The sequence below is a fragment of the Pseudomonas sp. B21-019 genome, assembly GCF_024749225.1.
Taxonomy (GTDB): domain Bacteria; phylum Pseudomonadota; class Gammaproteobacteria; order Pseudomonadales; family Pseudomonadaceae; genus Aquipseudomonas.
Map to the genome: position 1 here is coordinate 1,023,549 of NZ_CP087193.1, position 23,572 is coordinate 1,047,120.

A 23,572-nucleotide genomic window follows, 5' to 3' on the forward strand; every position below is an offset into this window, starting at 1 on the left:
CTGACGTGTTTCGCGGAGCTAACGCTATCAGTCTCGATGCAAAGGGCCGTCTCGCCATGCCGAGCCGGTACCGTGACGAGCTCGTTTCGCGTAGTTCCGGTCAATTAATCGTCACCATCGATGCCGTTGATCCGTGTTTGTGTGTTTATCCCCTCGATGAGTGGGAAATTATCGAAACCAAACTGCGCGCACTGCCTTCGCTTCGCGAAGAAAACCGCCGCCTGCAACGTTTACTCATTGGTAATGCCGTCGACCTCGAACTCGATGGCAGTGGTCGTTTTCTGGTTCCGCCGCGTCTTCGCGAATATGCCAAGTTGGATAAGCGCGCGATGTTGGTAGGCCAACTGAACAAGTTCCAATTGTGGGACGAGGATGCCTGGAATGCGGTTTCTGCCGCTGACCTGGCTGCTATTCAACAACCGGGCGCCATGCCTGATGAACTGCGTGATTTGATCCTGTGACTATTGATAGCGGCTTTAACCACATCACCGTACTGCTTGACGAAGCCGTCGAGGCTCTCGCCGTACGTCCTGATGGCTGCTATCTGGACGGCACGTTCGGACGCGGCGGACATAGCCGGTTGATCCTCAGCAAGCTCGGGCCCGATGGTCGGTTGCTCGGGTTCGACAAAGATCCTCAAGCGATTGCCACCGGGCAAACGCTAGCGGCCGAAGACGGCCGCTTTGTCGTTGTACAGCGCAGCTTTGCCGAGCTCGGTTCGGAAGTCGCCGAACGCGGTCTGGCCGGCAAGGTCAGCGGTGTTCTGCTTGACCTGGGCGTGTCTTCGCCTCAGCTCGACGACCCTGAGCGCGGCTTCAGTTTTCTCAACGACGGCCCGTTGGACATGCGTATGGACCCGTCCCGCGGGATCAGCGCCGCCGAGTTCGTCAACACCGCGCCGGTGGAAGAAATCGCCCGGGTGTTCAAGGAGTACGGCGAAGAACGTTTCTCCGGCCGCATGGCGCGTGCCGTGGCCGAACGTCGCGACATCAAGCCATTCGAACGCACTGGCGATCTGGCGGAAGTGCTGAAAGTCGCCAACCCTGCGTGGGAAAAGGGCAAGAACCCGGCGACCCGTGCATTCCAGGGGCTGCGTATTCACGTCAACAACGAACTGGGCGATCTGGAAACCGGTCTCGAAGCCGCGCTGGAGTGCCTGGAAGTCGGCGGTCGTCTGGTAGTGATCAGCTTCCACTCGCTGGAAGACCGCATCGTCAAACTGTTCATGCGCAAACTGGTGAAGGGCGAGGCTGATAACCTGCCGCGCAACTTGCCGGTCCGTCACGTCGCCTTCGAACCGAAAATCAAAGTCCATGGCAAAGCGCAGTCCGCCTCCGAGGCCGAACTCAAAGCCAACCCACGTTCCCGTAGCGCCATCATGCGCGTCGCGGAGAAACTGCGGTGAGCAAGCTTTTCGCCAAACCACTTCCCGGCGGAAGCTTTTTCATGCTGCTGCTGTTTATCGGTGTGCTCGTATCGGCCATCGGCGTGTCCTATAGCGCCCACTGGAACCGTCAGTTGTTGAATTCGCTGTACAACGAATTGAGCGTGCGCGACAAGGCGCAGGCGGAGTGGGGCCGGTTGATTCTCGAACAAAGCACCTGGACCGCCCACAGCCGTATCGAAGTGTTGGCGACCGAGCAACTGAAGATGCGTATTCCTGGCGCTGCTGAAGTGCAGATGGTGGCGCCATGATGAAACTCGAAGGCGCACTCTTCCCGTGGCGATTCCGTCTGGTGCTGGGCTTGCTCGGCATCATGGTGGCGGCGATTTCCTGGCGCATCATTGATCTGCAAGTGGTCGACCGTGACTTCCTTAAAGGTCAGGGCGACGCGCGCAGTGTTCGTCATATTCCGATTCCGGCTCACCGTGGTCTGATCACCGACCGTAACGGCGAGCCATTGGCCGTGAGTACCCCGGTCACCACCCTGTGGGCCAACGCCAAGGAAATGCAGCTGGCCAAAGAGAAATGGCCGGCACTGGCGGCTGCCCTGGGGCAGGACCCCAAAGCCCTGGCCGAACGTCTCGAAGCCCAGGCCAACAAAGAATTCATTTACCTGGTGCGCGGGCTGACCCCCGAGCAGGGCCAGGCTGTGCTCGATCTGAAAGTGCCGGGCGTCTATGGCATCGAAGAGTTCCGGCGTTTCTACCCGGCCGGTGAAGTCACTGCCCACATGGTCGGCTTTACCGACATCGACGATCACGGGCGCGAAGGCGTCGAGCTGGCCTACGACGAATGGCTGGCCGGGGTGCCCGGCAAGCGACAGGTCATCAAGGACCGGCGCGGCCGGTTGATTAAAGATGTCCAGGTCACCAAAAACGCCAAGGCCGGCAAGCCCTTGGCGTTGTCCATTGACCTGCGCCTGCAATACCTGGCCAACCGCGAGCTGCGCAACGCGATCATCGAGAACGGCGCCAAGGCCGGTAGCCTGGTGATCATGGACGTGAAGACCGGCGAGATTCTCGCCATGGTCAACCAGCCGACCTACAACCCGAACAACCGTCGCAACCTGCAACCGGCGATGATGCGCAACCGCGCGATGATCGACGTGTTCGAGCCGGGTTCGACCATGAAAGCGATCTCCATGAGCGCCGCGATCGAAACCGGGCGCTGGAAACCGAGCGACACCGTCGAGGTGTACCCGGGCAGCTTGCAGATTGGTAAATACACCATCAAGGACGTATCCAAGACCGAAGGTCCGGTGCTCGACCTGACCGGTATCCTGATCAATTCCAGTAACGTCGGCATGAGTAAGGTCGCGTTCGATATCGGTGGCGAAACGATTTTCCGCCTGGCACAGAAAGTTGGCCTCGGCCAGGACACCGGCTTGGGTTTCCCGGGTGAGCGCGTCGGCAACCTGCCGAACTACCGCGAATGGCGCAAGGCTGAAACCGCCACGCTGTCCTACGGCTACGGTATTTCCGTGACCGCGATCCAGTTGGTCCACGCCTTCTCGGCCCTGGCCAACAATGGTCGCCTCGCGCCGTTGACCCTGATCAAAACCGACAAGGCGCCGCAAACCACTCAGGTGCTGCCGGAAGCCGTCGCGAAAACCATGCAAGGCATGCTGCAACAAGTGATCGAAGCCCCGCGCGGCGTATTCCGTGCGCAGGTGCCGGCGTATCACGTGGGCGGCAAGTCGGGTACTGCGCGTAAGACGTCGGTCGGAACCAAAGGCTACGCCGAGAACTCCTACCGCTCGCTGTTCGCCGGTTTCGGCCCGATGAGCGACCCGCGTTACGCGATCGTGGTGGTGATCGACGAACCGACCAAGGCCGGTTACTTCGGTGGTCTGGTATCGGCGCCGGTGTTCAGCAAAGTGATGTCCGGGACCTTGCGCCTGATGAACATCACCCCGGACAACCTGCCAGCCACTCAACAAGCGAACGCCGCACCGGTCGTTCCGCTGAAAGCTAATGGAGGGCGCGGCTGATGTCGCTGAGCCTGAACAAGATTTTCGCCCACGCCGGCCATGATCTATTGATCCGCGAATTGGCGCTGGACAGCCGTAACGTACGGGCAGGTGATTTGTTCCTTGCGGTCCCTGGTGGCAAGTTCGACGGTCGTGCGCACATCGCCGACGCCTTGCAGCGCGGTGCTGCCGCCGTGGCTTATGAAGTCGAAGGCGCGACCGTGCTGCCGATTACCGACGTGCCGCTGATTCCGGTCAAAGGCCTGGCGGCGCAGCTGTCGGATATCGCCGGGCGCTTTTACGGCGACCCGAGCCGTCACATGAACCTGATCGGCGTGACCGGCACCAACGGTAAAACCAGCGTGACCCAATTGGTCGCGCAAGCCCTCGATTTGCTCGGTCAACACTGCGGTATCGTTGGCACTCTGGGCTCCGGTTTCCATGGCGCGCTGGAAAGCGGCTTGCACACCACGCCGAACCCGATTGCGCTGCAAGCAACCCTCGCCGACCTGAAAAAGGCCGGTGCCAAAGCCGTGGCCATGGAAGTCTCTTCCCATGGGCTGGATCAGGGCCGCGTAACCGCACTGGCCTTCGATGTGGCGGTGATGACCAACCTGTCGCGCGATCATCTGGATTACCACGGCACCATGCAGGCCTATGGCGAAACAAAGGCCAAGTTGTTTGCCTGGAATGATCTGAAGTGCCGGGTGGTCAACCTCGACGACGATTTTGGCCGGCAACTGGCGGCTGATGAGGGGGAGTCGCGGCTGATCACTTACAGCCTGGAAGACTCCCGCGCTTACCTGTATTGCCGCGAAGCGCAGTTCAGTGACGAAGGCGTGCGCGCCACGCTGGTTACGCCGCAGGGCGAACACCATTTGCGCAGCACCTTGCTCGGCCGTTTCAACCTGAGCAACGTGTTGGCCGCGGTCGGTGCCTTACTCGGTCTGGACTACGCGCTGGACGAAATCCTCAACGTGCTGCCGAAACTCGAAGGCCCGGCCGGTCGCATGCAGCGTCTGGGCGGCGGCACTCAGCCGTTGGTGGTGGTCGATTACGCCCACACACCGGATGCGCTGGAAAAAGTCTTGATGGCCCTGCGTCCTCACGCCAAAGGCCGGTTGCTGTGCCTGTTCGGTTGCGGCGGTGATCGCGACCGCGGCAAGCGTCCGCTGATGGCTGAAGTGGTCGAGCGTCTGGCCGATGGTGTGCTGGTCACCGACGACAACCCGCGCACCGAAGACCCGGCCGCGATTTTCGACGACATCCGTGCCGGTTTCACCGCTGTGGATAAAGTCACCTTCGTCGCCGGTCGTGGCCAGGCGATTGCCCGGTTGATCGCCAGCGCTTCGGCGGATGACGTGATTGTCCTGGCTGGTAAAGGTCATGAGGACTATCAGGAAATCAATGGCGAACGCCTCGCTTTCTCCGATTTGGTCGAGGCCGATCATGCCCTGACCGCGTGGGAGGTGGCCCATGCTTAAAGCCTTGAAACTGAGCGAACTGACCGGCGCACTGAATGCTCGTTTGATTGCCGGTGATACCAGCTTCGACGGCGTCAGCATCGACAGCCGGGCGATCAAGCCCGGCCAATTGTTTATTGCTCTGGCCGGCCCGCGTTTCGATGGCCATGACTACCTGAATGACGTCGCCGCCAAAGGCGCCGTGGGTGCTCTGGTCGAACGCGAAGTTGCCGACAGCTCGCTGCCGCAACTGCTGGTCAAGGACACCCGCCAGGCCCTCGGCCAGTTGGGTGCGATCAACCGTGCCGCGTTCACTCAGCCGGTCGCGGCCGTTACCGGTTCCAGCGGCAAGACCACGGTCAAGGAAATGCTGGCAAGCATCCTGCGCACGCGCGGTCCGGTGCTGGCGACCCGTGGCAACCTGAACAATGACCTCGGTGCTCCGCTGACCCTGCTCGAACTGGCGCCGGAACACACCGCCGCCGTGATCGAACTCGGCGCTTCGCGCATTGGCGAGATTGCCTACACCGTCGCCATGACCAAACCCCACGTGGCCATCATCAACAACGCCGGGACCGCCCACGTTGGTGAGTTCGGCGGGCCGGAAAAAATCGTCGAAGCCAAGGGCGAGCTTCTCGAAGGGCTGGATGCCGATGGCATCGCCGTGCTGAATCTCGACGACAAGGCCTTCGACATCTGGAAGACCCGTGCCGCCGGTCGAAAAGTGCTGACTTTTGCCCTGAGCAACGTCAACGCCGATTTCCATGCCAGCGACCTGGACCGCGATGCCCGCGGTTGCCCGGCGTTCAACCTGCACAGCCCTGAAGGTGTGGAACGGGTTCAGCTGAATCTGCTCGGCACCCACAACGTGGCCAATGCCATGGCCGCTGCCGCTGCCGCGCATGCCTTGGGTGTGTCGCTGTTCGGCATCGCCACCGGCCTTGGCGCGGTGCAACCGGTCAAGGGCCGCACCGTCGCGCAACTGGCGCCTAACGGCATGCGCGTAATCGATGACACATACAACGCGAACCCCACCTCTATGTGCGCCGCCGTTGATATACTCGCCGGCTTTTCCGGCCGCACCGTTTTGGTGCTCGGGGATATCGGCGAGTTGGGCGCGTGGGCAGAGCAGGGGCACCGCGATGTGGGCGAGTACGCCCGCGGCAAGGTTTCCGCGCTTTACGCCGTCGGGCCAATGATGGCTCACGCCGTGAACGCTTTCGGCGAGCAGGCCTTTCACTTCAGCACACAGGCTGAACTGATCAAGGCGCTGGAAGCTGAGCAGGACACAAACACTACCTTTTTGATCAAGGGCTCGCGTAGCGCTGCGATGGAAAACATCGTTGCCGCTTTGTGCGGGACCAGTCTGGAGAAACATTAATGCTGCTGCTGCTAGCGGAGTATCTGCAACAGTTCTACAAAGGCTTCGCGGTCTTTCAGTACCTGACCCTGCGCGGGATTCTCGGTGTACTGACCGCGCTGGTCTTGTCGCTGTGCTATGGCCCGTGGATGATCCGCACTCTGCAGAACCGTCAGATCGGTCAATCCGTTCGCAACGACGGCCCGCAATCGCACCTGTCGAAGTCGGGCACCCCGACCATGGGCGGCGCGCTGATTCTTTCCTCCATCGGCGTCAGCACCTTGCTTTGGGCTGACCTGACCAACCGTTACGTTTGGGTCGTGTTGTTGGTGACCCTGCTGTTCGGCGCCATCGGCTGGGTTGACGACTATCGCAAAGTCATCGAGAAAAACTCCCGCGGCCTTCCGAGCCGCTGGAAATATTTCTGGCAGTCGGTGTTCGGCCTGGGCGCGGCAATCTTCCTTTATATGACTGCCGCGACGCCGGTGGAAACCACCCTGATCCTGCCGATGCTCAAGGACTACAGCATTCCGCTGGGCGCAGGCTTCATCGTCCTGACCTATTTCGTGATTGTCGGCTCGAGCAACGCGGTCAACCTGACCGACGGCCTCGACGGTCTGGCGATCATGCCCACCGTGATGGTCGGCGGCGGCCTGGGGATCTTCTGCTACCTGTCGGGTAACGTGAAGTTCGCCGAATACCTGCTGATTCCTTACGTACCGGGCGCGGGTGAGCTGATTGTGTTCTGCGGCGCCTTGATCGGTGCTGGCCTGGGGTTCCTCTGGTTCAACACCTATCCGGCACAAGTCTTCATGGGCGACGTTGGCGCGCTGGCGCTGGGTGCGGCCCTGGGCACCATCGCAGTGATCGTCCGTCAGGAAATCGTCCTGTTCATCATGGGCGGTGTGTTCGTGATGGAGACCCTGTCAGTCGTCATTCAGGTCGCCTCCTTTAAGCTGACCGGTCGCCGTGTGTTCCGCATGGCACCGATTCACCACCACTTTGAACTCAAGGGCTGGCCCGAGCCGCGTGTGATCGTCCGTTTCTGGATCATCACCGTGATTCTCGTGTTGATCGGCCTTGCCACCCTGAAGCTGAGGTAGAACGAGTGTCTCTGATCGCTTCTGACCACTTCCGCATCGTTGTCGGCCTCGGCAAGAGCGGCATGTCCCTGGTTCGCTTCCTGGCGAACCGGGGCGTGTCGTTTGCTGTCGCCGATACGCGGGAAAATCCACCGGAACTGGCCACGCTCAAGCGTGACTATCCGCACGTGGAAGTGCGTTGTGGCGAGCTGGACGTCGAATTCCTGTGCCGTGCCGACGAGCTCTACGTGAGCCCCGGCCTGGCGCTGGCGACCCCGGCCCTGCAGGCTGCCGCCGCCCGTGGCGTGAAAATGTCCGGAGACATCGAGCTGTTCGCGCGTAACGCGAAAGCGCCGATTGTCGCCATTACCGGTTCCAACGCCAAAAGCACCGTCACCACCCTGGTCGGCGAGATGGCGGCTGCGGCCGGCAAGCGTGTTGCCGTTGGTGGCAACCTCGGCACACCGGCGCTGGATTTGCTCAGCGACGACATCGAGCTGTACGTGATGGAACTGTCGAGCTTCCAGCTCGAAACCACCGATCAGCTCAACGCCGAAGTGGCGACCGTGCTCAACATCAGTGAAGACCACATGGACCGCTACAGCGGTCTGCCGGCCTATCACTTGGCCAAGCACCGGATCTTCCGGGGCGCCAGGCAGTTTGTGGTCAACCGTCAGGACGCCCTGAGCCGTCCGCTGATGGGTGAAGGTCAGCCGTGCTGGACCTTCGGTTTGAACAAACCCGACTTCAAGGCCTTCGGCATTCGGGAAGAGGATGGCGAGAAATACCTGGCCTTTGAATTCCAGAACCTGATGCCGGTACGCGAGCTGAAAGTTCGTGGTGCGCATAACCAGTCCAACGCCCTCGCGGCATTGGCGCTCGGCCACGCCGTCGGCCTGCCATTCGACGCCATGCTTTCAGCCCTGCGCAATTTCGCCGGGCTCGAGCATCGCTGCCAGTGGGTCCGCGACCTTGATGGCGTGAGCTACTACAACGATTCCAAAGCCACCAACGTCGGCGCCGCATTGGCGGCCATCGAAGGCCTGGGGGCGGACATCGACGGCAAGCTTGTGCTGATCGCCGGTGGCGATGGCAAGGGCGCCGAATTCAAGGATTTGCGTGATCCGGTGGCGGCCAACTGCCGCGCCGTCATTTTGATGGGCCGTGATTCCGACAAGATCGGTGAGGCCATCGGCGATGCCGTGCCACTGATTCGCGTCGGCTCGCTGATCGAAGCGGTCGAGCAATGCCGCGCCATCGCCGAAAAGGGCGACGCGGTGCTGCTGTCGCCGGCTTGCGCCAGCTTCGACATGTTCAAGAACTATGAAGACCGTGGTCACCAGTTCGTCCGCGCCGTGGAGGATCTGGCATGAGCTTGAAGAACATCATCAAGCCGTATCCATCGCCGCTGATCACCGGACGCGGTATCGACCTCGATTTCCCGATGCTCGCCGGTTGCCTGGCACTGCTCGGCCTGGGGCTGATCATGATTGCCTCGGCATCGACCGAGGTGGGGGCGGTGCAGTCGGGCAGTGCCCTGTACTACATGATTCGCCACCTGATCTACGTTGTGCTGGGCCTGGGTGCCTGCATCGTCACCATGATGATTCCGATTGCCACCTGGCAACGCCTGGGCTGGCTGATGCTGATTGGTGCGTTCGGCTTGCTGGTGATGGTGATCGTCCCGGGGATCGGTCGGGAAGTGAACGGTTCGATGCGCTGGATCGGCTTCAGTTTCTTCAACGTTCAGCCTTCCGAGATCGCCAAGGTGTTCGTGGTGATCTACCTCGCCGGTTATCTGGTGCGTCGCCAGAAAGAAGTGCGTGAAAGCTGGATGGGCTTCTTCAAGCCATTCATCGTGCTGTTGCCAATGGCGGGTCTGTTGCTGATGGAGCCGGACTTCGGTGCCACCGTCGTGATGATGGGGGCAGCTGCGGCGATGCTGTTCCTCGGCGGGGTCGGGCTGTTCCGGTTTTCCCTGATGGTGGTCCTGGCTGTCGCGGCGGTGGTGTTGTTGATTCAGATGCAGCCGTATCGAATGGCGCGTCTGACCAACTTTGCCGATCCGTGGGCCGACCAGTTCGGTGCCGGCTATCAGCTCTCCCAGGCCTTGATCGCTTTCGGTCGCGGCGAATGGCTGGGCGTCGGCCTGGGCAACAGCGTGCAGAAACAGTTCTACCTGCCGGAAGCCCACACCGACTTCGTGTTTTCGGTGCTGGCTGAAGAGCTGGGGGCCGTGGGTTCCTTGTGCACGGTGGCGCTGTTCGTCTTCGTGTGTATTCGGGGCATGTACATTGGCCTGTGGGCCGAGAAAGCCAAACAGTTTTTTGCCGCCTACGTTGCTTACGGCTTGTCGTTCCTGTGGATCGGCCAGTTCCTGATCAACATCGGCGTGAACGTCGGCCTGCTGCCGACCAAAGGTCTGACCCTGCCATTCCTCAGTTATGGCGGCAGTTCGTTGGTGATCTGCTGTGCCTGTCTTGGCTTGTTGCTGCGCATCGAGTGGGAGAGTCGAACCCATTTGGGCAGCGAAGAAATGGAATTCCATGAGAGCGACTTCGCCGAGGAGCCGAAGCATGGGCGCTAACGTACTGATCATGGCCGGCGGCACCGGGGGCCATGTGTTCCCGGCACTTTCCTGTGCGCGTGAGTTCCAGGCCCGCGGCTACACCGTGCACTGGCTCGGCACGCCCCGCGGGATCGAAAACGATCTGGTGCCGGCGGCCGGTATTGAATTGCATCGGATCCACGCCAGCGGTTTGCGCGGCAAGGGCAAATTGTCCCTGCTCAAGGCGCCGGTCATGTTGCTCAAATCGATCTGGCAGGCGCGGGCGATCATTCGTCAGCTGCAGCCAGTCTGTGTGGTCGGCTTTGGTGGTTTTGTGACTGGTCCTGGCGGCGTTGCAGCCAGACTGGCCGGCGTGCCGGTCATCGTTCACGAGCAGAACGCCGTGGCCGGTACCGCCAATCGGTTGCTGGTGCCGTTGGCCGCCCGAGTCTGTGAAGCGTTCCCCGACACCTTTACCCTGTCGGACAGCCGTCGGACCACCGGGAACCCGGTGCGCACCGAGCTGTTCCTCGAAACACCGCGACCTGCCCTGGCCGGTCGCAAGGCGCGTTTGCTGATCCTGGGCGGAAGCCTGGGCGCAGAGCCGTTGAACAAGTTGCTGCCTGAAGCCCTGTCGCAAGTCGCCCCCGACCTGCGCCCGGACGTGTTCCATCAGGCCGGCAAAAACCACGATGAAGTGACTGCAGAGCGCTATCGCGCAGCTGGCGTCGAGGCACAAGTGCAGCCATTCATCAAAGACATGGCCCAAGCCTATGGCTGGGCCGACCTGGTGGTGTGCCGCGCAGGAGCGCTGACCATCAGTGAACTGGCGGCCGCCGGTCTGCCCTCGATGCTGGTGCCTTTGCCCCACGCGATCGACGATCACCAGACCCGCAACGCCGATTATTTGGCCCGTGAAGGCGCTGCCTTCCTGATGCCGCAAAGAACGACTGGCGCAGCGGACCTTGCCGCTCGCCTGACAGAGGTCTTGATGCAACCGCAACGACTCAACGACATGGCCAGCGCGGCACGCCGCCTGGCCAAACCCGATGCCACTCGTAACGTGGTCGATACTTGCCTTGAGGTGGCCCATGGTTGAGAACAAGAAAGCCATGCCACAACCGGAAATGCGCCGTATCCGTCGTATCCACTTCGTCGGAATTGGCGGCGTGGGTATGTGCGGTATCGCCGAAGTGTTGCTGAACCTGGGCTATCAAGTGTCCGGTTCCGACCTGAAAGCTTCGCCGGTGACCGAGCGCCTGGAATCTTTTGGTGCGCATATTTTCATCGGCCACCGTGCCGAGAACGCCGCAGCCGCCGACGTGCTGGTGGTGTCGAGCGCCGTCAACACGTCCAACCCGGAAGTCGCGACCGCGCTGGAACGCCGGATTCCGGTGGTGCCGCGTGCCGAGATGCTCGCCGAGCTGATGCGCTACCGCCACGGCATCGCCGTCGCCGGTACCCACGGCAAAACCACCACCACCAGCCTGATCGCTTCGGTGTTCGCCGCCGGTGGCCTGGACCCGACGTTCGTCATCGGTGGCCGTCTGAATGCCGCGGGCACCAATGCTCAGCTTGGCACCAGCCGCTACCTGATCGCCGAAGCCGACGAAAGCGATGCCAGCTTCCTGCACTTGCAGCCGCTGGTGGCCGTGGTCACCAACATCGACGCCGATCACATGGCGACCTACGACGGCGACTTCAACAAGCTGAAGAAAACCTTCGTCGAGTTCCTGCACAACCTGCCGTTCTACGGTTTGGCGGTGGTGTGCCTGGACGATCCGGTGGTGCGTGAAATCCTCCCGCTGGTGAAGCGTCCGACGGTCACTTACGGCTTCGGCGATGACGCCGACGTACGCGCCATCAACGTACGCCAGCAAGGCATGCAGACTTTCTTCACCGTGCTGCGCCCTGATCGCGAGCCGCTGGATGTCTCGGTAAACATGCCGGGCAACCACAACGTGCTGAACGCGCTGGCGACCATTTGCATCGCCACCGACGAAGGCGTCAGCGATGAAGCCATCGTCCAGGGCTTGTCTGGGTTCCAGGGTGTTGGCCGTCGCTTCCAGGTGTACGGCGAACTGCCGGTCGAAGGCGGCAACGTGATGCTGGTGGACGACTACGGTCACCACCCGACCGAAGTCGCGGCCGTGATCAAAGCCGTGCGCGGTGGCTGGCCGGAGCGCCGTCTGGTGATGGTCTACCAGCCGCACCGTTACAGCCGCACCCGCGATCTGTACGACGATTTCGTCAATGTGCTGGCCGATGCCAACGTGCTGCTGCTGATGGAAGTCTATCCGGCCGGCGAAGAGCCGATTCCAGGCGCCGACAGCCGCAAGCTGTGCAACAGCATCCGTCAGCGCGGTCAGCTCGACCCGATCTACATCGAGCGCGGCATCGACCTCGCGCCGATCGTCAAGCCGCTGCTGCGTGCCGGCGACATTCTGCTGTGCCAGGGCGCCGGTGATATCGGTGGCCTCGCACCCAAACTGTTGAACAGTCCGTTGTTCGCCGGGGCCGTTGCCGCACCGGTAGAGGGGAAGTTGAAATGACTGCTGCTTACGCCAACCTCGTCTCCACTGTCGCGCCGAAGGATTTCGGTCGCGTTGCCGTGCTGTTCGGCGGCAAGAGTGCCGAGCGTGAAGTGTCCCTGAAGTCGGGTAACGCGGTGCTCGATGCACTGCAAAGCGCCGGTGTGGACGCGTTCGGTATTGATGTGGGCGATGACCTTCTGCAACGCCTGCTGAACGAAAAAATCGACCGCGCCTTCATCATCCTCCACGGTCGTGGCGGTGAAGACGGCAGCATGCAGGGCCTGCTCGAATGCGCAGGGATTCCGTACACCGGCAGCGGCATTCTGGCCTCGGCCCTGGCCATGGACAAACTGCGCACCAAGCAGGTCTGGCACAGCCTCGGCATTCCGACGCCACGCCACGCGGTACTGAGCTCCGAGGCCGATTGTATTTCGGCGGCCACGGAACTGGGCTTCCCGCTGATCGTCAAACCGGCCCATGAAGGTTCCAGTATCGGGATGGCCAAAGTGACGTCCGCGCCCGAGTTGATCGAGGCGTGGAAAGCGGCCAGTACCTACGATTCGCAAGTGTTGGTCGAGCAATGGATTCATGGTCCGGAGTTCACCATCGCCACCTTGCGTGACCAGGTGTTGCCACCAATTGCCCTGGGCACGACGCACAGTTTCTACGACTACGACGCCAAGTACATCGCCAACGATACCCAGTACCGCATTCCGTGCGGCCTGGACAGCGACAAAGAAAAGGAACTCATGGAGCTCACGGCCAAAGCCTGTGAGGCGCTGGGTATCGCCGGTTGGGGCAGGGCAGACGTGATGCAGGACGCCGACGGGCAGTTCTGGTTCCTGGAAGTCAACACCGCACCGGGCATGACCGATCACAGTCTGGTGCCAATGGCGGCCCGTGCCGCCGGCCTGGATTTCCAGCAACTGGTTCTGGCGATTCTGGCCGCAAGCATTGAGCCACGAGGGTAAGACCATGCAAGGCGCACAGCTGAGACATCAGCCCTCCGCACCACCCGGCCGCAAGCCGGTGCCGCGGGGTGCCAGCCGAATGGTGGCCAAAGAGCCGATGTCCGTGCGCCTGCCGAAAGCCAACTTCGGTTTTCTGAAAAGCCTGTTCTGGCCCGTGTTGCTGGTGGCGTTGGGGTTCGGTACTTACGAAGGCGCACAGCGTTTGCTGCCGTACGCCGACCGGCCGATCACCAAAATCGCCGTGCAGGGCGACTTGAGTTACATCAGCCAGCAAGCGGTGCAGCAGCGGATCGCCCCGTACGTGGCGTCGAGCTTCTTCACCATCGACCTGGCGAGCATGCGCACCGAGCTGGAACAGATGCCATGGATTGCCCACGCCGAAGTGCGTCGGGTGTGGCCGGATCAGGTCGTGATTCGCCTGGAAGAACAACTGCCGGTGGCCCGTTGGGGCGATGAGTCGCTGTTGAACAACCAGGGGCAGGCGTTCACCCCGCGCGAGCTGGCGAACTACGAACACTTGCCACAGCTGTTCGGCCCCCAGCGGGCCCAGCAGCAAGTGATGCAGCAATACCAGGTGCTGAGCCAGATGCTCAGGCCATTGGGTTTCTCGATTGCACGCCTGGAGTTGCGTGAACGAGGCAGCTGGTTCCTGACCACCGGCGCAGGCAGCGCCGGTCCCGGAATCGAACTGCTGCTGGGACGCGGCAACCTGGTGGAAAAGATGCGCCGCTTCATTGCCATCTATGACAAGACGCTCAAAGAGCAGATTACGAACATTGCGCGCATCGATCTGCGCTACGCCAACGGCCTCGCCGTTGGCTGGCGGGAACCTGTAGCGCCGACGACAGCCCAACCCGCTGTCGCAAAGAATTAAGAAGAGGCAGGACCCATGGCAAACGTGCAAAGCGGCAAAATGATCGTCGGTCTCGATATCGGCACCTCCAAGGTGGTGGCGCTGGTCGGCGAGGTTGCGGACGACGGCACGCTCGAAATCGTCGGGATCGGTACACATCCGTCCCGCGGCCTGAAAAAAGGCGTAGTGGTGAACATCGAGTCCACCGTCCAGTCGATCCAGCGCGCTATCGAAGAAGCGCAGCTGATGGCCGGTTGCCGGATCCACTCGGCGTTCGTCGGCGTGGCCGGCAATCACATCCGCAGCCTGAACTCCCACGGCATCGTGGCGATTCGTGATCGCGAAGTCAGCTCCGCCGACCTTGAACGCGTCCTCGACGCCGCCCAGGCTGTGGCAATCCCGGCTGACCAGCGCGTGCTGCACACCCTGCCGCAGGATTACGTGATCGATAACCAGGAAGGCGTTCGCGAGCCCCTGGGCATGTCCGGCGTGCGTCTGGAAGCCAAGGTTCACGTGGTCACCTGCGCCGTCAACGCCGCACAGAACATTGAAAAATGCGTGCGTCGCTGCGGCCTGGAAATCGACGACATCATTCTCGAGCAGCTGGCTTCGGCGTATTCGGTGCTGACCGACGACGAGAAAGAACTGGGCGTGTGCCTGGTGGACATCGGTGGCGGCACCACCGATATCGCGATCTTCACCGAAGGCGCGATCCGCCACACCGCAGTGATCCCGATTGCGGGCGACCAGGTGACCAACGACATCGCGATGGCGTTGCGCACCCCGACCCAGTACGCCGAAGAAATCAAGATTCGCTACGCCTGCGCCCTGGCCAAACTGGCCGGTGCCGGCGAAACCATCAAGGTGCCGAGTGTCGGCGACCGTCCACCGCGCGAACTGTCCCGCCAGGCCCTGGCCGAAGTGGTCGAGCCGCGTTACGACGAGCTGTTCACCCTGATCCAGGCCGAACTGCGTCGCAGCGGCTACGAAGACCTGATCCCGGCCGGCATCGTGCTGACCGGCGGTACGTCGAAGATGGAAGGCGCGGTCGAACTGGCCGAAGAGATCTTCCACATGCCGGTTCGCCTGGGCGTGCCCCATGGCGTCAAGGGTCTGGACGACGTGGTCCGCAACCCGATCTATTCCACCGGCGTTGGCCTGTTGATGTACGGCCTGCAGAAGCAGTCCGACGGGATTTCGTTCTCGGGCATCGGCAGCCGCGACAGCTACAGCAATGACGAACCGAAAGCCGCTCTGCTCGATCGCATCAAGAGCTGGGTACAAGGCAATTTCTAAAGCTTTACCGCAACACCGCTTCAAAAGCAGTAGGCGAAAAAACTAGAGAATGTAAGGAGAGGGAAAATGTTCGAACTCGTAGACAACATCCCCGCAAGCCCGGTTATTAAAGTTATCGGTGTTGGCGGAGGCGGCGGCAACGCTGTCAATCACATGGTCAAGAGCAACATTGAAGGCGTTGAATTCATCTGCGCCAACACTGATGCCCAAGCGCTGAAAAGCATCAGCGCGCGGACCATTCTGCAACTGGGCACCAGCGTGACCAAAGGTCTGGGCGCCGGCGCCAACCCTGAAGTAGGTCGTCAGGCCGCTCTCGAAGACCGTGAGCGCATTGCCGAAGTCCTGCAGGGCACCAACATGGTGTTCATCACGACCGGCATGGGCGGCGGTACCGGTACCGGTGCAGCGCCAATCATTGCTGAAGTGGCCAAGGAAATGGGGATCCTCACCGTTGCGGTGGTGACCCGTCCGTTCCCGTTCGAAGGCCGCAAGCGCATGCAGCTCGCTGACGAGGGCATCCGTCTGCTGTCTGAAAGCGTCGACTCGTTGATCACCATTCCCAACGAGAAGCTGCTGACCATCCTCGGCAAAGACGCAAGCCTCCTGTCGGCTTTCGCCAAGGCCGACGATGTACTGGCCGGCGCCGTTCGCGGTATCTCCGACATCATCAAGCGTCCGGGCATGATCAACGTCGACTTCGCCGACGTGCGTACCGTGATGAGCGAAATGGGTATGGCGATGATGGGCACTGGCTGCGCCAGCGGTCCGAACCGTGCACGTGAGGCGACCGAAGCGGCCATTCGCAACCCGCTGCTCGAAGACGTGAACCTGCAAGGTGCACGCGGCATTCTGGTGAACATCACCGCCGGTCCTGACCTGTCTCTGGGTGAGTACTCCGACGTGGGTAGCATCATCGAAGCCTTCGCTTCCGAGCACGCAATGGTCAAGGTCGGTACCGTTATCGATCCGGACATGCGCGACGAGCTGCACGTGACTGTGGTTGCCACGGGGCTGGGCGCTAAAATCGAGAAGCCTGTGAAGGTCATCGACAACACCGTTCACACCTCGATGGCCTCCCAGCCACAACAACAAGCCCCTGTTCGTCAGGAACAGCCTGCGGTGAACTACCGTGACCTGGACCGTCCGACCGTCATGCGCAACCAGGCTCAGGCCGGTGCTGCGACTGCCGCGAAGATGAACCCGCAAGATGATCTGGACTACCTGGACATCCCGGCTTTCCTGCGTCGTCAGGCCGATTGATGAAATGTATCAGGGGTATTAGGGTGATTGGTGTTCAGCAAAGGTCTGGTCTGCTATCATCGCCAGCCTTTGTTGATACCAGTTCGCAATTTGCGCTGAAGCGGCCCATGCCATGATTAAACAACGCACCCTGAAGAATATTATCCGTGCCACAGGTGTCGGCCTGCACTCCGGGGAGAAGGTCTACCTGACCCTCAAGCCAGCGCCTGTCGACACCGGCATTGTGTTTTGTCGTGCTGACCTCGACCCTGTGGTGCAGATTCCTGCCCGCGCGGAAAACGTTGGCGAAACCACTATGTCGACCACGCTTGTTAACGGTGACGTCAAAGTGGACACGGTGGAGCACCTGCTCTCGGCCATGGCTGGCCTGGGCATCGATAACGCCTACGTCGAGCTCTCCGCGTCCGAAGTCCCGATCATGGATGGTAGCGCTGGACCCTTCGTATTCCTGATTCAATCGGCCGGCCTGGAAGAGCAGGACGCTGCCAAGAAGTTCATCCGGATCCTGCGGGAAGTGACAGTGGAAGACGGCGACAAGCGCGCCACTTTCGTCCCTTTCGAAGGTTTCAAAGTGAGCTTCGAGATCGATTTCGATCACCCGGTTTTCCGTGACCGCACACAAAGTGCAAGCGTGGATTTTTCCAGCACTTCGTTCGTAAAAGAAGTCAGCCGCGCGCGTACCTTTGGTTTCATGAGTGATATCGAGTACCTGCGCAAGCACAACCTCGCACTCGGCGGCAGCGTTGAAAACGCAATTGTGGTCGACGCGGATGGTGTACTGAACGAAGACGGCCTTCGCTATGAAGACGAATTCGTGAAGCACAAAATCCTCGATGCGATTGGTGACCTCTACCTGCTGGGCAATAGCCTGATTGGTGAGTTCAAGGGCTTCAAGTCCGGACACGCATTGAACAACCAGCTGCTGCGAAAGTTGATTGAGCAGACAGATGCTTGGGAAGTCGTGACGTTCGAAGACGCCAGCACCGCACCGATCTCTTACATGCGTCCTGTTGCGGCCGTGTAAGCAAAAAACCTCTCTAGTTTTTTAAAGGCTACCTTCGGGTGGCCTTTTTTTATGCCTGCGGGAAAGATCAACCCGCAGCGACCACCCGGTTCCGCCCGTTTTCCTTGGCCTGATACAGCGCCTTGTCCGCTGAAAACAGCAACTGTTCCAGGCTGATATCGGTTGCTGTCGTCCAGGTACTGATACCAATACTGACAGTAATCGGTGACACATCACCTCCCACCAACGGCAATTGCTCTACCGCCATACGGATTTTTTCGGCAATCTGCTGAGCTCCAGCGCTGTCGGTTTCAGCCAGGATCACTGAAAACTCCTCGCCACCATACCGGGCGACCAGGTCCGCCGGCCGTCGGACATGGGTGTCGATCACCTTGGCCACCGAGCGCAAGGCATCGTCGCCACCCTGGTGGCCATGGCGATCATTGAACGCCTTGAAGTGATCGATATCGATCATCAACAGCGACAACGGCTGACCGGAACGTTGGGCACGAAACCATTCATGGTGCAGGGCCTGATCCAGGCTTCGGCGATTGGCCAGACCGGTCAAGGGGTCGGTGGCGGCCAGTTGTGCCAGTTCCTGCTCGGCACTTTGGCGTCGACGCAGCTCCCGGCAGAGCAACCAGGTCAGCCACAGCAGGCTCACGCACAGGGCAACGGTCGCAGAAGTGACTACCACCGCGGTGCGCTTCCAGGCCGCAAAGACTTCATCGCTGGACAGCGCAACGATGACGATCAACGGCAAGTTCCCGACCTTGGAGAAGGTGTACAAGCGCTTGTCATGGTATCGATCGGACATGCTGGTGAAGCTGCCGTTGCCTTCTTTGACGATGCGCTGAAAATTGGGGCGATTACTGAAGTTCTTGCCGATCAGTTCTTCGGCCAGACGGGGTTGCTGAGCCAGAAGAGTCCCGTCCTTGCTGATCAGATTGATCGTACTGTCGCGACCGATGCTCAAGCTGTTGAACAACTGATCGAAGTAACTCAAACGCATGGCGGCTTCGGCCACACCGAGGAACTCGCCCTGGGGACCGTTCATCCGGCGGCTGAAACTGATCCGCCAATCCTGTTCCGGCGCCCTGGCCCTGAAGGGGCGACTGATGAACATGCCCGGGTCCGGGTTGTTCACGTGGGACTGGAAGTATTCGCGATCGGCAAAGTTGCTCTTTCTGGGTTCCACCGAGGCCGAGTCGGCGATCACGTCGCCCTTGTTGTCGAGCAACAAGATGTTGCCCTTGTACGGCGCGGCAGTGGCGCGGTCGAAATAGGCCAGATGGCGGATGGCAGGGGAAACGCTCTTGAGGTCTTCACGCTGGGAGGCCGCGATCAAACCCAGCAGGGACACGTCATAGAGTTCGACATTGCGCAGCACGTCGGCGTCGATCAATTGCACGATATTGTTGGCGGCGCGAGCGGCGGACGATTCGGCGTTGGCGCGTTCGCGGATCAGCAGGAACGCGACAATGCTCAGTATTGCGATCACCAACAACACACTACTAAGAACCAGAAGCCGCTCCGAGCGTGTCGAGCGGATCGGATCACGGGATTTCGCACTGTTCACACTCATGGTTCTGACTTCTGCAAATAAGGCGTTATGAAAGTGCTTTTACAAGAATCGGGCAGAGTCCCAGAAACCGGTCGCGTCCAGCGCGCCTATATAAATCCCGGATAAAAAAAAGGCCAGCAAAACATGCTGGCCTTTTGCTAATAGAAGCTTAGAAGACATTCAGCGGGTAGTCGACAATTACCCGGTATTCATCCGTGTCCTGATCCAGCGCACCGTAACCATTGCCGCCACGGTTAGACGCCCATTGCAGACGCATCGCCAGGTCTTTGGCCTTGCCGCCCTGGACCACGTACTTGAGATCGATGTCTCGCTCCCAATGCCTGGCGTTTCTGCCGTCGGCGCTGTACCACGAGGCGTAACCGCGGCTGTCCGGATCGACCTTGGTCAGGTCCAGTTCACCCCGTGAGTAGGACACCGCCGAGGTCAGGCCGGGCATGTCGAGGCCAGCAAAGTCGTAGGCGTACTTGAGTTTCCACGAGCGCTCATTCGGACCGTTGAAGTCCGAATACTGCTGGGAGTTGTCGAGATAAATGCTGTCGCCCTGGCTGATGTAATCGAACGGCGTGTTGCCGTTGACCCGCTGATAGGCGGCGGTGACGCTGTGATTGCCCACGCCAATGGTGAAATGCAGGCTGTAGGTGTTGTTGTCGATGTTGCCCAGCAGTGCATCGCCGGTGTCTTGCGTGTGATAGAAGTGCAGGCCCGGGTTGAGGCTGACCAAGTCATTCAGCGCATAGGTGTAATCCAGGTCGTAGTAGTACTGGTTCCAGATGTCCTTGAGTTCGGCCGCATACAGGCTGCTGGTCAGGCCCGGCAGGCCGCTCCAGGCCACGCCGGCCCAATTCAAATGCCGGCTTTCATCGCCATCGGCCAGGCTGCCATAGGACGTGCCGATGCGGGTGTGGCCGCTCTGGTTGTAGAGTTTGGTGAAGCTGGCCTGACCACCCTCGATCATCAACCCGTCGACACTGTGGTTGGTCAGGCTGACGCCGCGAAAGGTCTGCGGCAGCATGCGGGTTTCGCCACCGGCGATCACCGGGTTGGCAAGGAACAGGTCGCCGGCCTTCAATTCGGTATCGAAGGCCCGCATTTTCAGGGTGCCGCCAGCCGTGGAAAACGAGCCCGGTGCCTTGCCGTTGCCATCGCTGATCGGCAGGATGCTCGACCCGTCGGTGCCACCGCCGCCGTCGAGCTTGAGCCCGAGCATCGCGTGGGCATCAACGCCGAAACCGACGGTGCCCTGGCTGAAGCCCGATTCGAAGCGGCCGAGAAAGCCCTGACCCCATTCGATGTTGTCATCGGCCTTTTGCAGGCGATTGCGGTTCATGTAGTAGTTGCGGGCATTGAGGTTGAGGCTCGATCCATCGACAAAGCCTTCGCGGCTGGATTCGTCGTCGGCCTGCGCGTTGTTGGCCATCGTTGCAGTGATTGCAATGAACAGCGGACTGAATCTGAGAGGGAAGCGCACGTGCGGTAAAGCTCCTTGGGTCAACTAAGTATTTCATTGTTTTGAAGTGCGGATGTTTGTTGTCAGGGAAGACGAACGGCAGGGGTTTAAAACCACCACGAAAAAAAGCCGCTGATAGCAGCGGCTTTGAAGACAACTTTTCAAAGGGAAGAGCCGATGAAAAGTGTCGAGGGAAACAGAGCGATACGTATGGATCAGCTGTCTTTCTCAACCCGTGGCTGGGCTTGAGTGCTCGACGCTTGAGGGGTTTGCGCAGCCTCTTGGGCCTTGGCTGTCAGTTCGTTTTGATACTGTTCGTAGGCCTTGGCGCGTTCGGCATTTTGTGCGACGAATGTCTGCGACTCTTCAGCCATGGCGAACGGAGACAGAAGCAAGGACGACAAAACGAAAGCGCTGGCAATACCCATACTGTTGGACATCTTTTGAACCTTCTTGCTTGGCAAGTGCTGTTTGATGGGGCAACGATAAGGGGCTTGGGCGAGGGGAAAAAGAGTGGATTGCATAAAGGACTGTTGCGCTAAAAGTAACAGTCCGCAGTTGCAAGTGTCTTGGCTTTTTTTGTGGCGAGGGAGCTTGCTCCCGCTCGGCTGCGCAGCAGTCGTAATCGGAGTATGTGGTCTGTCTGATTGAATGTAGTCGTATTTTTGGGGCCGCTTCGCAGCCCAGCGCGAGCAAGCTCGCTCGCCACAGGGAGTGGGGGGTCAGACTGGAAGGTGAATGCCGAATGTATTCATCCCATGATCACTGCGCACAAACACATCCCCGCCATGCATCAGCGCAATCGCCTTGACGATCGCCAACCCCAGGCCATGGTTGTTGCCGCTGTTACTGCGTGACGCATCGACCCGGTAGAAGCGTTCGAACAGGCGCGGCAGATGCTCACTGGCAATCGGCGATCCCGGGTTGGCGACGCCGATGCTCACTTGGTGCTCTTCGACTTCGATCCGCACCTGAATCACTTGCCCGGGCGCGGTGTGCTGCACCGCGTTGCTCAGCAAGTTGATCAACGCCCGGCGCAGATGTGCGATCTCGATTCGCACCTGCGCGTCGCCACTGACCTCGACCTGAACCTGTGCATCCTCAAGAATGAAATCCAGGTACTCCAGCGTCGTCGCCACTTCGTCGGCCAGCGAGGTGGACGTCAGTTGGGTGGCCTTGCTGCCCTGGTCGGCGCTGGCGAGGAACAGCATGTCGTTGATGATCGAGCGCAGCCGTTCGAGCTCTTCGAGGTTCGATTGCAGCACTTCGAAATAGTGTTCGGCTGAACGCCCGCGTGTCAGTGCAACCTGGGTCTGGCCGATCAGGTTGGTCAGCGGCGAGCGCAGTTCATGGGCCACGTCGGCATTGAACGATTCCAGCCGCGAGTAGGCCTGTTCCACCCGTTCCAGTGTGGCGTTGAATGAGCTGACGAACTGATCGAGCTCCGGGGGCAATGGCGACAATTGCAAGCGCCCGGACAGCCGTGGTGGCGCCAGGCGCTGGGCTTCCTGCGACAACTTGATCAGCGGTTTGAGGCCGATCCGCGCCACCCAGTAACCGAGTAGCGAGGCCAGCAATACCCCAATGATCGCCAGGCTGATCAGGGCGATCAGCAAGTGGTGCTGCGTCTCGTAAAAGGTTTCGGTGTCGATGCCGATCATGAAGCGCAGCGGTGGGCGCTGGTCCTTGGCTGGCAACTCGGTTAGCAGCACTTTCAGCGGGTACGGATGGTCGGGTAATTCCATGTCGCGCATGCCCAATGGGCCTTGGGCGAACGCGCGGATCGACGCGTCGGGTTGGCCGTATTCATAACCGGGATTACCGCTGACCACCCAAAAGCGAATGCGCTTGTCTTCTTCGCTCAGCAGCTTGAGCTTGGCGTTGATCTTCACCCAATGCTCGGGCGTGCCGTAACGGTTGAGCGCCGATTCGAGCACGCTGTAGCGGGCATCGAGCTCGGCTTCGGGCAGCAGGCCCAAGCCCTTGTCGACCTGTTGATACAGCGCACCGCCGATCAACAGGAACACCAGCAGCGCCACCAGCGTAAACATCCCGCTCAGGCGCAGCGCGATGGAATTACTGGACACCACGGCTCTCCAGCACATAACCCATGCCACGAATCGTGTGCAGCAATTTCTCGTCGAACGGCCCATCGAGCTTGGCCCGCAGGCGTTTGATCGCGACTTCGACCACGTTGGCGTCGCTGTCGAAATTGATATCCCAGACCATCTCGGCGATGGCGGTTTTCGAGAGGATTTCCCCTTGTCGCCGCGCCAGTACGCTGAGCAGCGAAAACTCCTTGGCGGTCAGGTCCAGACGGGTGCCGGCGCGGGTGGCTTTGCGGCTGATCAAATCTATCCACAGGTCGGCGATGCTCACCTGCACCGGCTCATGGCCACCGCTGCGACGGGTCAGCGCTTGCAAACGCGCTACCAGTTCGAGGAAGGAAAACGGTTTGCCGAGGTAGTCGTCGGCGCCATCGCGCAGGCCTTTGATGCGGTCTTCAACCCGCTCGCGGGCGGTGAGCATGATCACCGGGGTTTGCTTGCGCGCACGCAAGGCCCGCAGCACGCCAAAACCGTCGAGGCCCGGCAGCATGACGTCGAGGACAATCACCGCGTAGTCGCTTTCCAGCGCCAGGTGCAGGCCTTCGACGCCATCGCGGGCCACATCCACGGTGTAGCCCTGTTCCGTCAAACCACGGTGTAGATAATCCGCGGTTTTTTCCTCGTCTTCGATAATCAGAACGCGCATGAC

The 23,572-nt window shown here is 60.5% G+C and carries 21 protein-coding genes; 16 read left to right on the forward strand and 5 right to left on the reverse strand.

Annotated features, from left to right (window positions below; genetic code table 11):
• Positions 1 to 5: 5 nt before the first annotated feature.
• From mraZ to lpxC, 16 genes are all read left to right on the forward strand, one after another.
• Complete coding sequence (mraZ, locus tag LOY36_RS04490; protein ID WP_003205355.1) at positions 6 to 461, forward strand: division/cell wall cluster transcriptional repressor MraZ; 456 nt, start codon at positions 6 to 8, stop codon at positions 459 to 461.
• Entirely contained in the window at positions 458 to 1,405 is a 948-nt protein-coding gene (gene rsmH / locus LOY36_RS04495; protein WP_408981105.1) for a 16S rRNA (cytosine(1402)-N(4))-methyltransferase RsmH, read from the forward strand. Before mraZ ends, rsmH begins: the two co-directional genes overlap by 4 nt.
• Entirely contained in the window at positions 1,402 to 1,695 is a 294-nt protein-coding gene (gene ftsL / locus LOY36_RS04500; RefSeq protein ID WP_003205353.1) for a cell division protein FtsL, read from the forward strand. Before rsmH ends, ftsL begins: the two co-directional genes overlap by 4 nt.
• Positions 1,695 to 3,434 carry a penicillin-binding protein 2 gene (locus tag LOY36_RS04505; protein WP_019651807.1) on the forward strand — a complete coding sequence of 580 codons (1,740 nt, stop codon included), beginning with the start codon at positions 1,695 to 1,697 and terminating at the stop codon, positions 3,432 to 3,434. Before ftsL ends, LOY36_RS04505 begins: the two co-directional genes overlap by 1 nt.
• Entirely contained in the window at positions 3,434 to 4,897 is a 1,464-nt protein-coding gene (locus LOY36_RS04510) for a UDP-N-acetylmuramoyl-L-alanyl-D-glutamate--2,6-diaminopimelate ligase (RefSeq protein ID WP_258672395.1), read from the forward strand. Before LOY36_RS04505 ends, LOY36_RS04510 begins: the two co-directional genes overlap by 1 nt.
• Complete coding sequence (gene murF, locus LOY36_RS04515; protein WP_258672397.1) at positions 4,890 to 6,257, forward strand: UDP-N-acetylmuramoyl-tripeptide--D-alanyl-D-alanine ligase; 1,368 nt, start codon at positions 4,890 to 4,892, stop codon at positions 6,255 to 6,257. The genes LOY36_RS04510 and murF overlap by 8 nt, the downstream gene beginning before the upstream one ends.
• Complete coding sequence (mraY, locus tag LOY36_RS04520; RefSeq protein ID WP_008016698.1) at positions 6,257 to 7,339, forward strand: phospho-N-acetylmuramoyl-pentapeptide-transferase; 1,083 nt, start codon at positions 6,257 to 6,259, stop codon at positions 7,337 to 7,339. The genes murF and mraY overlap by 1 nt, the downstream gene beginning before the upstream one ends.
• A gap of 5 nt (positions 7,340 to 7,344) precedes the next feature.
• Positions 7,345 to 8,691, forward strand: a complete 1,347-nt coding sequence (gene murD / locus LOY36_RS04525; protein WP_258672398.1) for a UDP-N-acetylmuramoyl-L-alanine--D-glutamate ligase — start codon at positions 7,345 to 7,347, stop codon at positions 8,689 to 8,691.
• A complete protein-coding gene (gene ftsW, locus LOY36_RS04530) occupies positions 8,688 to 9,905 on the forward strand; it encodes a putative lipid II flippase FtsW (protein ID WP_408981106.1) in 1,218 nt (405 codons plus the stop codon). The genes murD and ftsW overlap by 4 nt, the downstream gene beginning before the upstream one ends.
• A complete protein-coding gene (murG, locus tag LOY36_RS04535; RefSeq protein WP_258672399.1) occupies positions 9,895 to 10,965 on the forward strand; it encodes an undecaprenyldiphospho-muramoylpentapeptide beta-N-acetylglucosaminyltransferase in 1,071 nt (356 codons plus the stop codon). The genes ftsW and murG overlap by 11 nt, the downstream gene beginning before the upstream one ends.
• Entirely contained in the window at positions 10,958 to 12,418 is a 1,461-nt protein-coding gene (murC, locus tag LOY36_RS04540; RefSeq protein ID WP_018930135.1) for a UDP-N-acetylmuramate--L-alanine ligase, read from the forward strand. Before murG ends, murC begins: the two co-directional genes overlap by 8 nt.
• Positions 12,415 to 13,371, forward strand: coding sequence for a D-alanine--D-alanine ligase (locus LOY36_RS04545; protein ID WP_258672400.1), 957 nt, complete (start codon positions 12,415 to 12,417; stop codon positions 13,369 to 13,371). The genes murC and LOY36_RS04545 overlap by 4 nt, the downstream gene beginning before the upstream one ends.
• A 4-nt stretch (positions 13,372 to 13,375) precedes the next feature.
• The gene (locus tag LOY36_RS04550; protein ID WP_007939848.1) at positions 13,376 to 14,245 is read left to right on the forward strand and encodes a cell division protein FtsQ/DivIB; all 870 of its coding nucleotides are present in this window, start codon (positions 13,376 to 13,378) and stop codon (positions 14,243 to 14,245) included.
• 15 nt (positions 14,246 to 14,260) lie between these two features.
• Positions 14,261 to 15,520 (forward strand): cell division protein FtsA, encoded by a 1,260-nt coding sequence (gene ftsA / locus LOY36_RS04555; protein WP_007939849.1) that lies wholly within the window; start codon positions 14,261 to 14,263, stop codon positions 15,518 to 15,520.
• 66 nt (positions 15,521 to 15,586) lie between these two features.
• On the forward strand, positions 15,587 to 16,780 hold the full coding sequence (gene ftsZ, locus LOY36_RS04560; RefSeq protein WP_007939850.1) for a cell division protein FtsZ: 1,194 nt from the start codon (positions 15,587 to 15,589) through the stop codon (positions 16,778 to 16,780).
• Positions 16,781 to 16,892: 112 nt separating this feature from the next.
• Positions 16,893 to 17,804, forward strand: a complete 912-nt coding sequence (gene lpxC / locus LOY36_RS04565) for a UDP-3-O-acyl-N-acetylglucosamine deacetylase (protein WP_007939852.1) — start codon at positions 16,893 to 16,895, stop codon at positions 17,802 to 17,804.
• Positions 17,805 to 17,871: 67 nt separating this feature from the next.
• On the opposite strand, the gene LOY36_RS04570 is transcribed toward lpxC, so the two are convergent.
• The 5 genes from LOY36_RS04570 to LOY36_RS04590 all read right to left on the reverse strand — a co-directional run bounded on the left by LOY36_RS04570 (position 17,872) and on the right by LOY36_RS04590 (position 23,569).
• Positions 17,872 to 19,368, reverse strand: coding sequence for a sensor domain-containing diguanylate cyclase (locus LOY36_RS04570; protein WP_258672401.1), 1,497 nt, complete (start codon positions 19,366 to 19,368; stop codon positions 17,872 to 17,874).
• Between the two features lie 148 nt (positions 19,369 to 19,516).
• Positions 19,517 to 20,836 carry an OprD family porin gene (locus LOY36_RS04575; RefSeq protein ID WP_258672402.1) on the reverse strand — a complete coding sequence of 440 codons (1,320 nt, stop codon included), beginning with the start codon at positions 20,834 to 20,836 and terminating at the stop codon, positions 19,517 to 19,519.
• A gap of 194 nt (positions 20,837 to 21,030) precedes the next feature.
• A complete protein-coding gene (locus LOY36_RS04580; protein ID WP_258672403.1) occupies positions 21,031 to 21,255 on the reverse strand; it encodes a hypothetical protein in 225 nt (74 codons plus the stop codon).
• 282 nt (positions 21,256 to 21,537) lie between these two features.
• Entirely contained in the window at positions 21,538 to 22,902 is a 1,365-nt protein-coding gene (locus LOY36_RS04585; RefSeq protein ID WP_258672404.1) for a heavy metal sensor histidine kinase, read from the reverse strand.
• Entirely contained in the window at positions 22,892 to 23,569 is a 678-nt protein-coding gene (locus LOY36_RS04590) for a heavy metal response regulator transcription factor (RefSeq protein WP_007943491.1), read from the reverse strand. The genes LOY36_RS04585 and LOY36_RS04590 overlap by 11 nt, the downstream gene beginning before the upstream one ends.
• Positions 23,570 to 23,572: the final 3 nt, after the last annotated feature.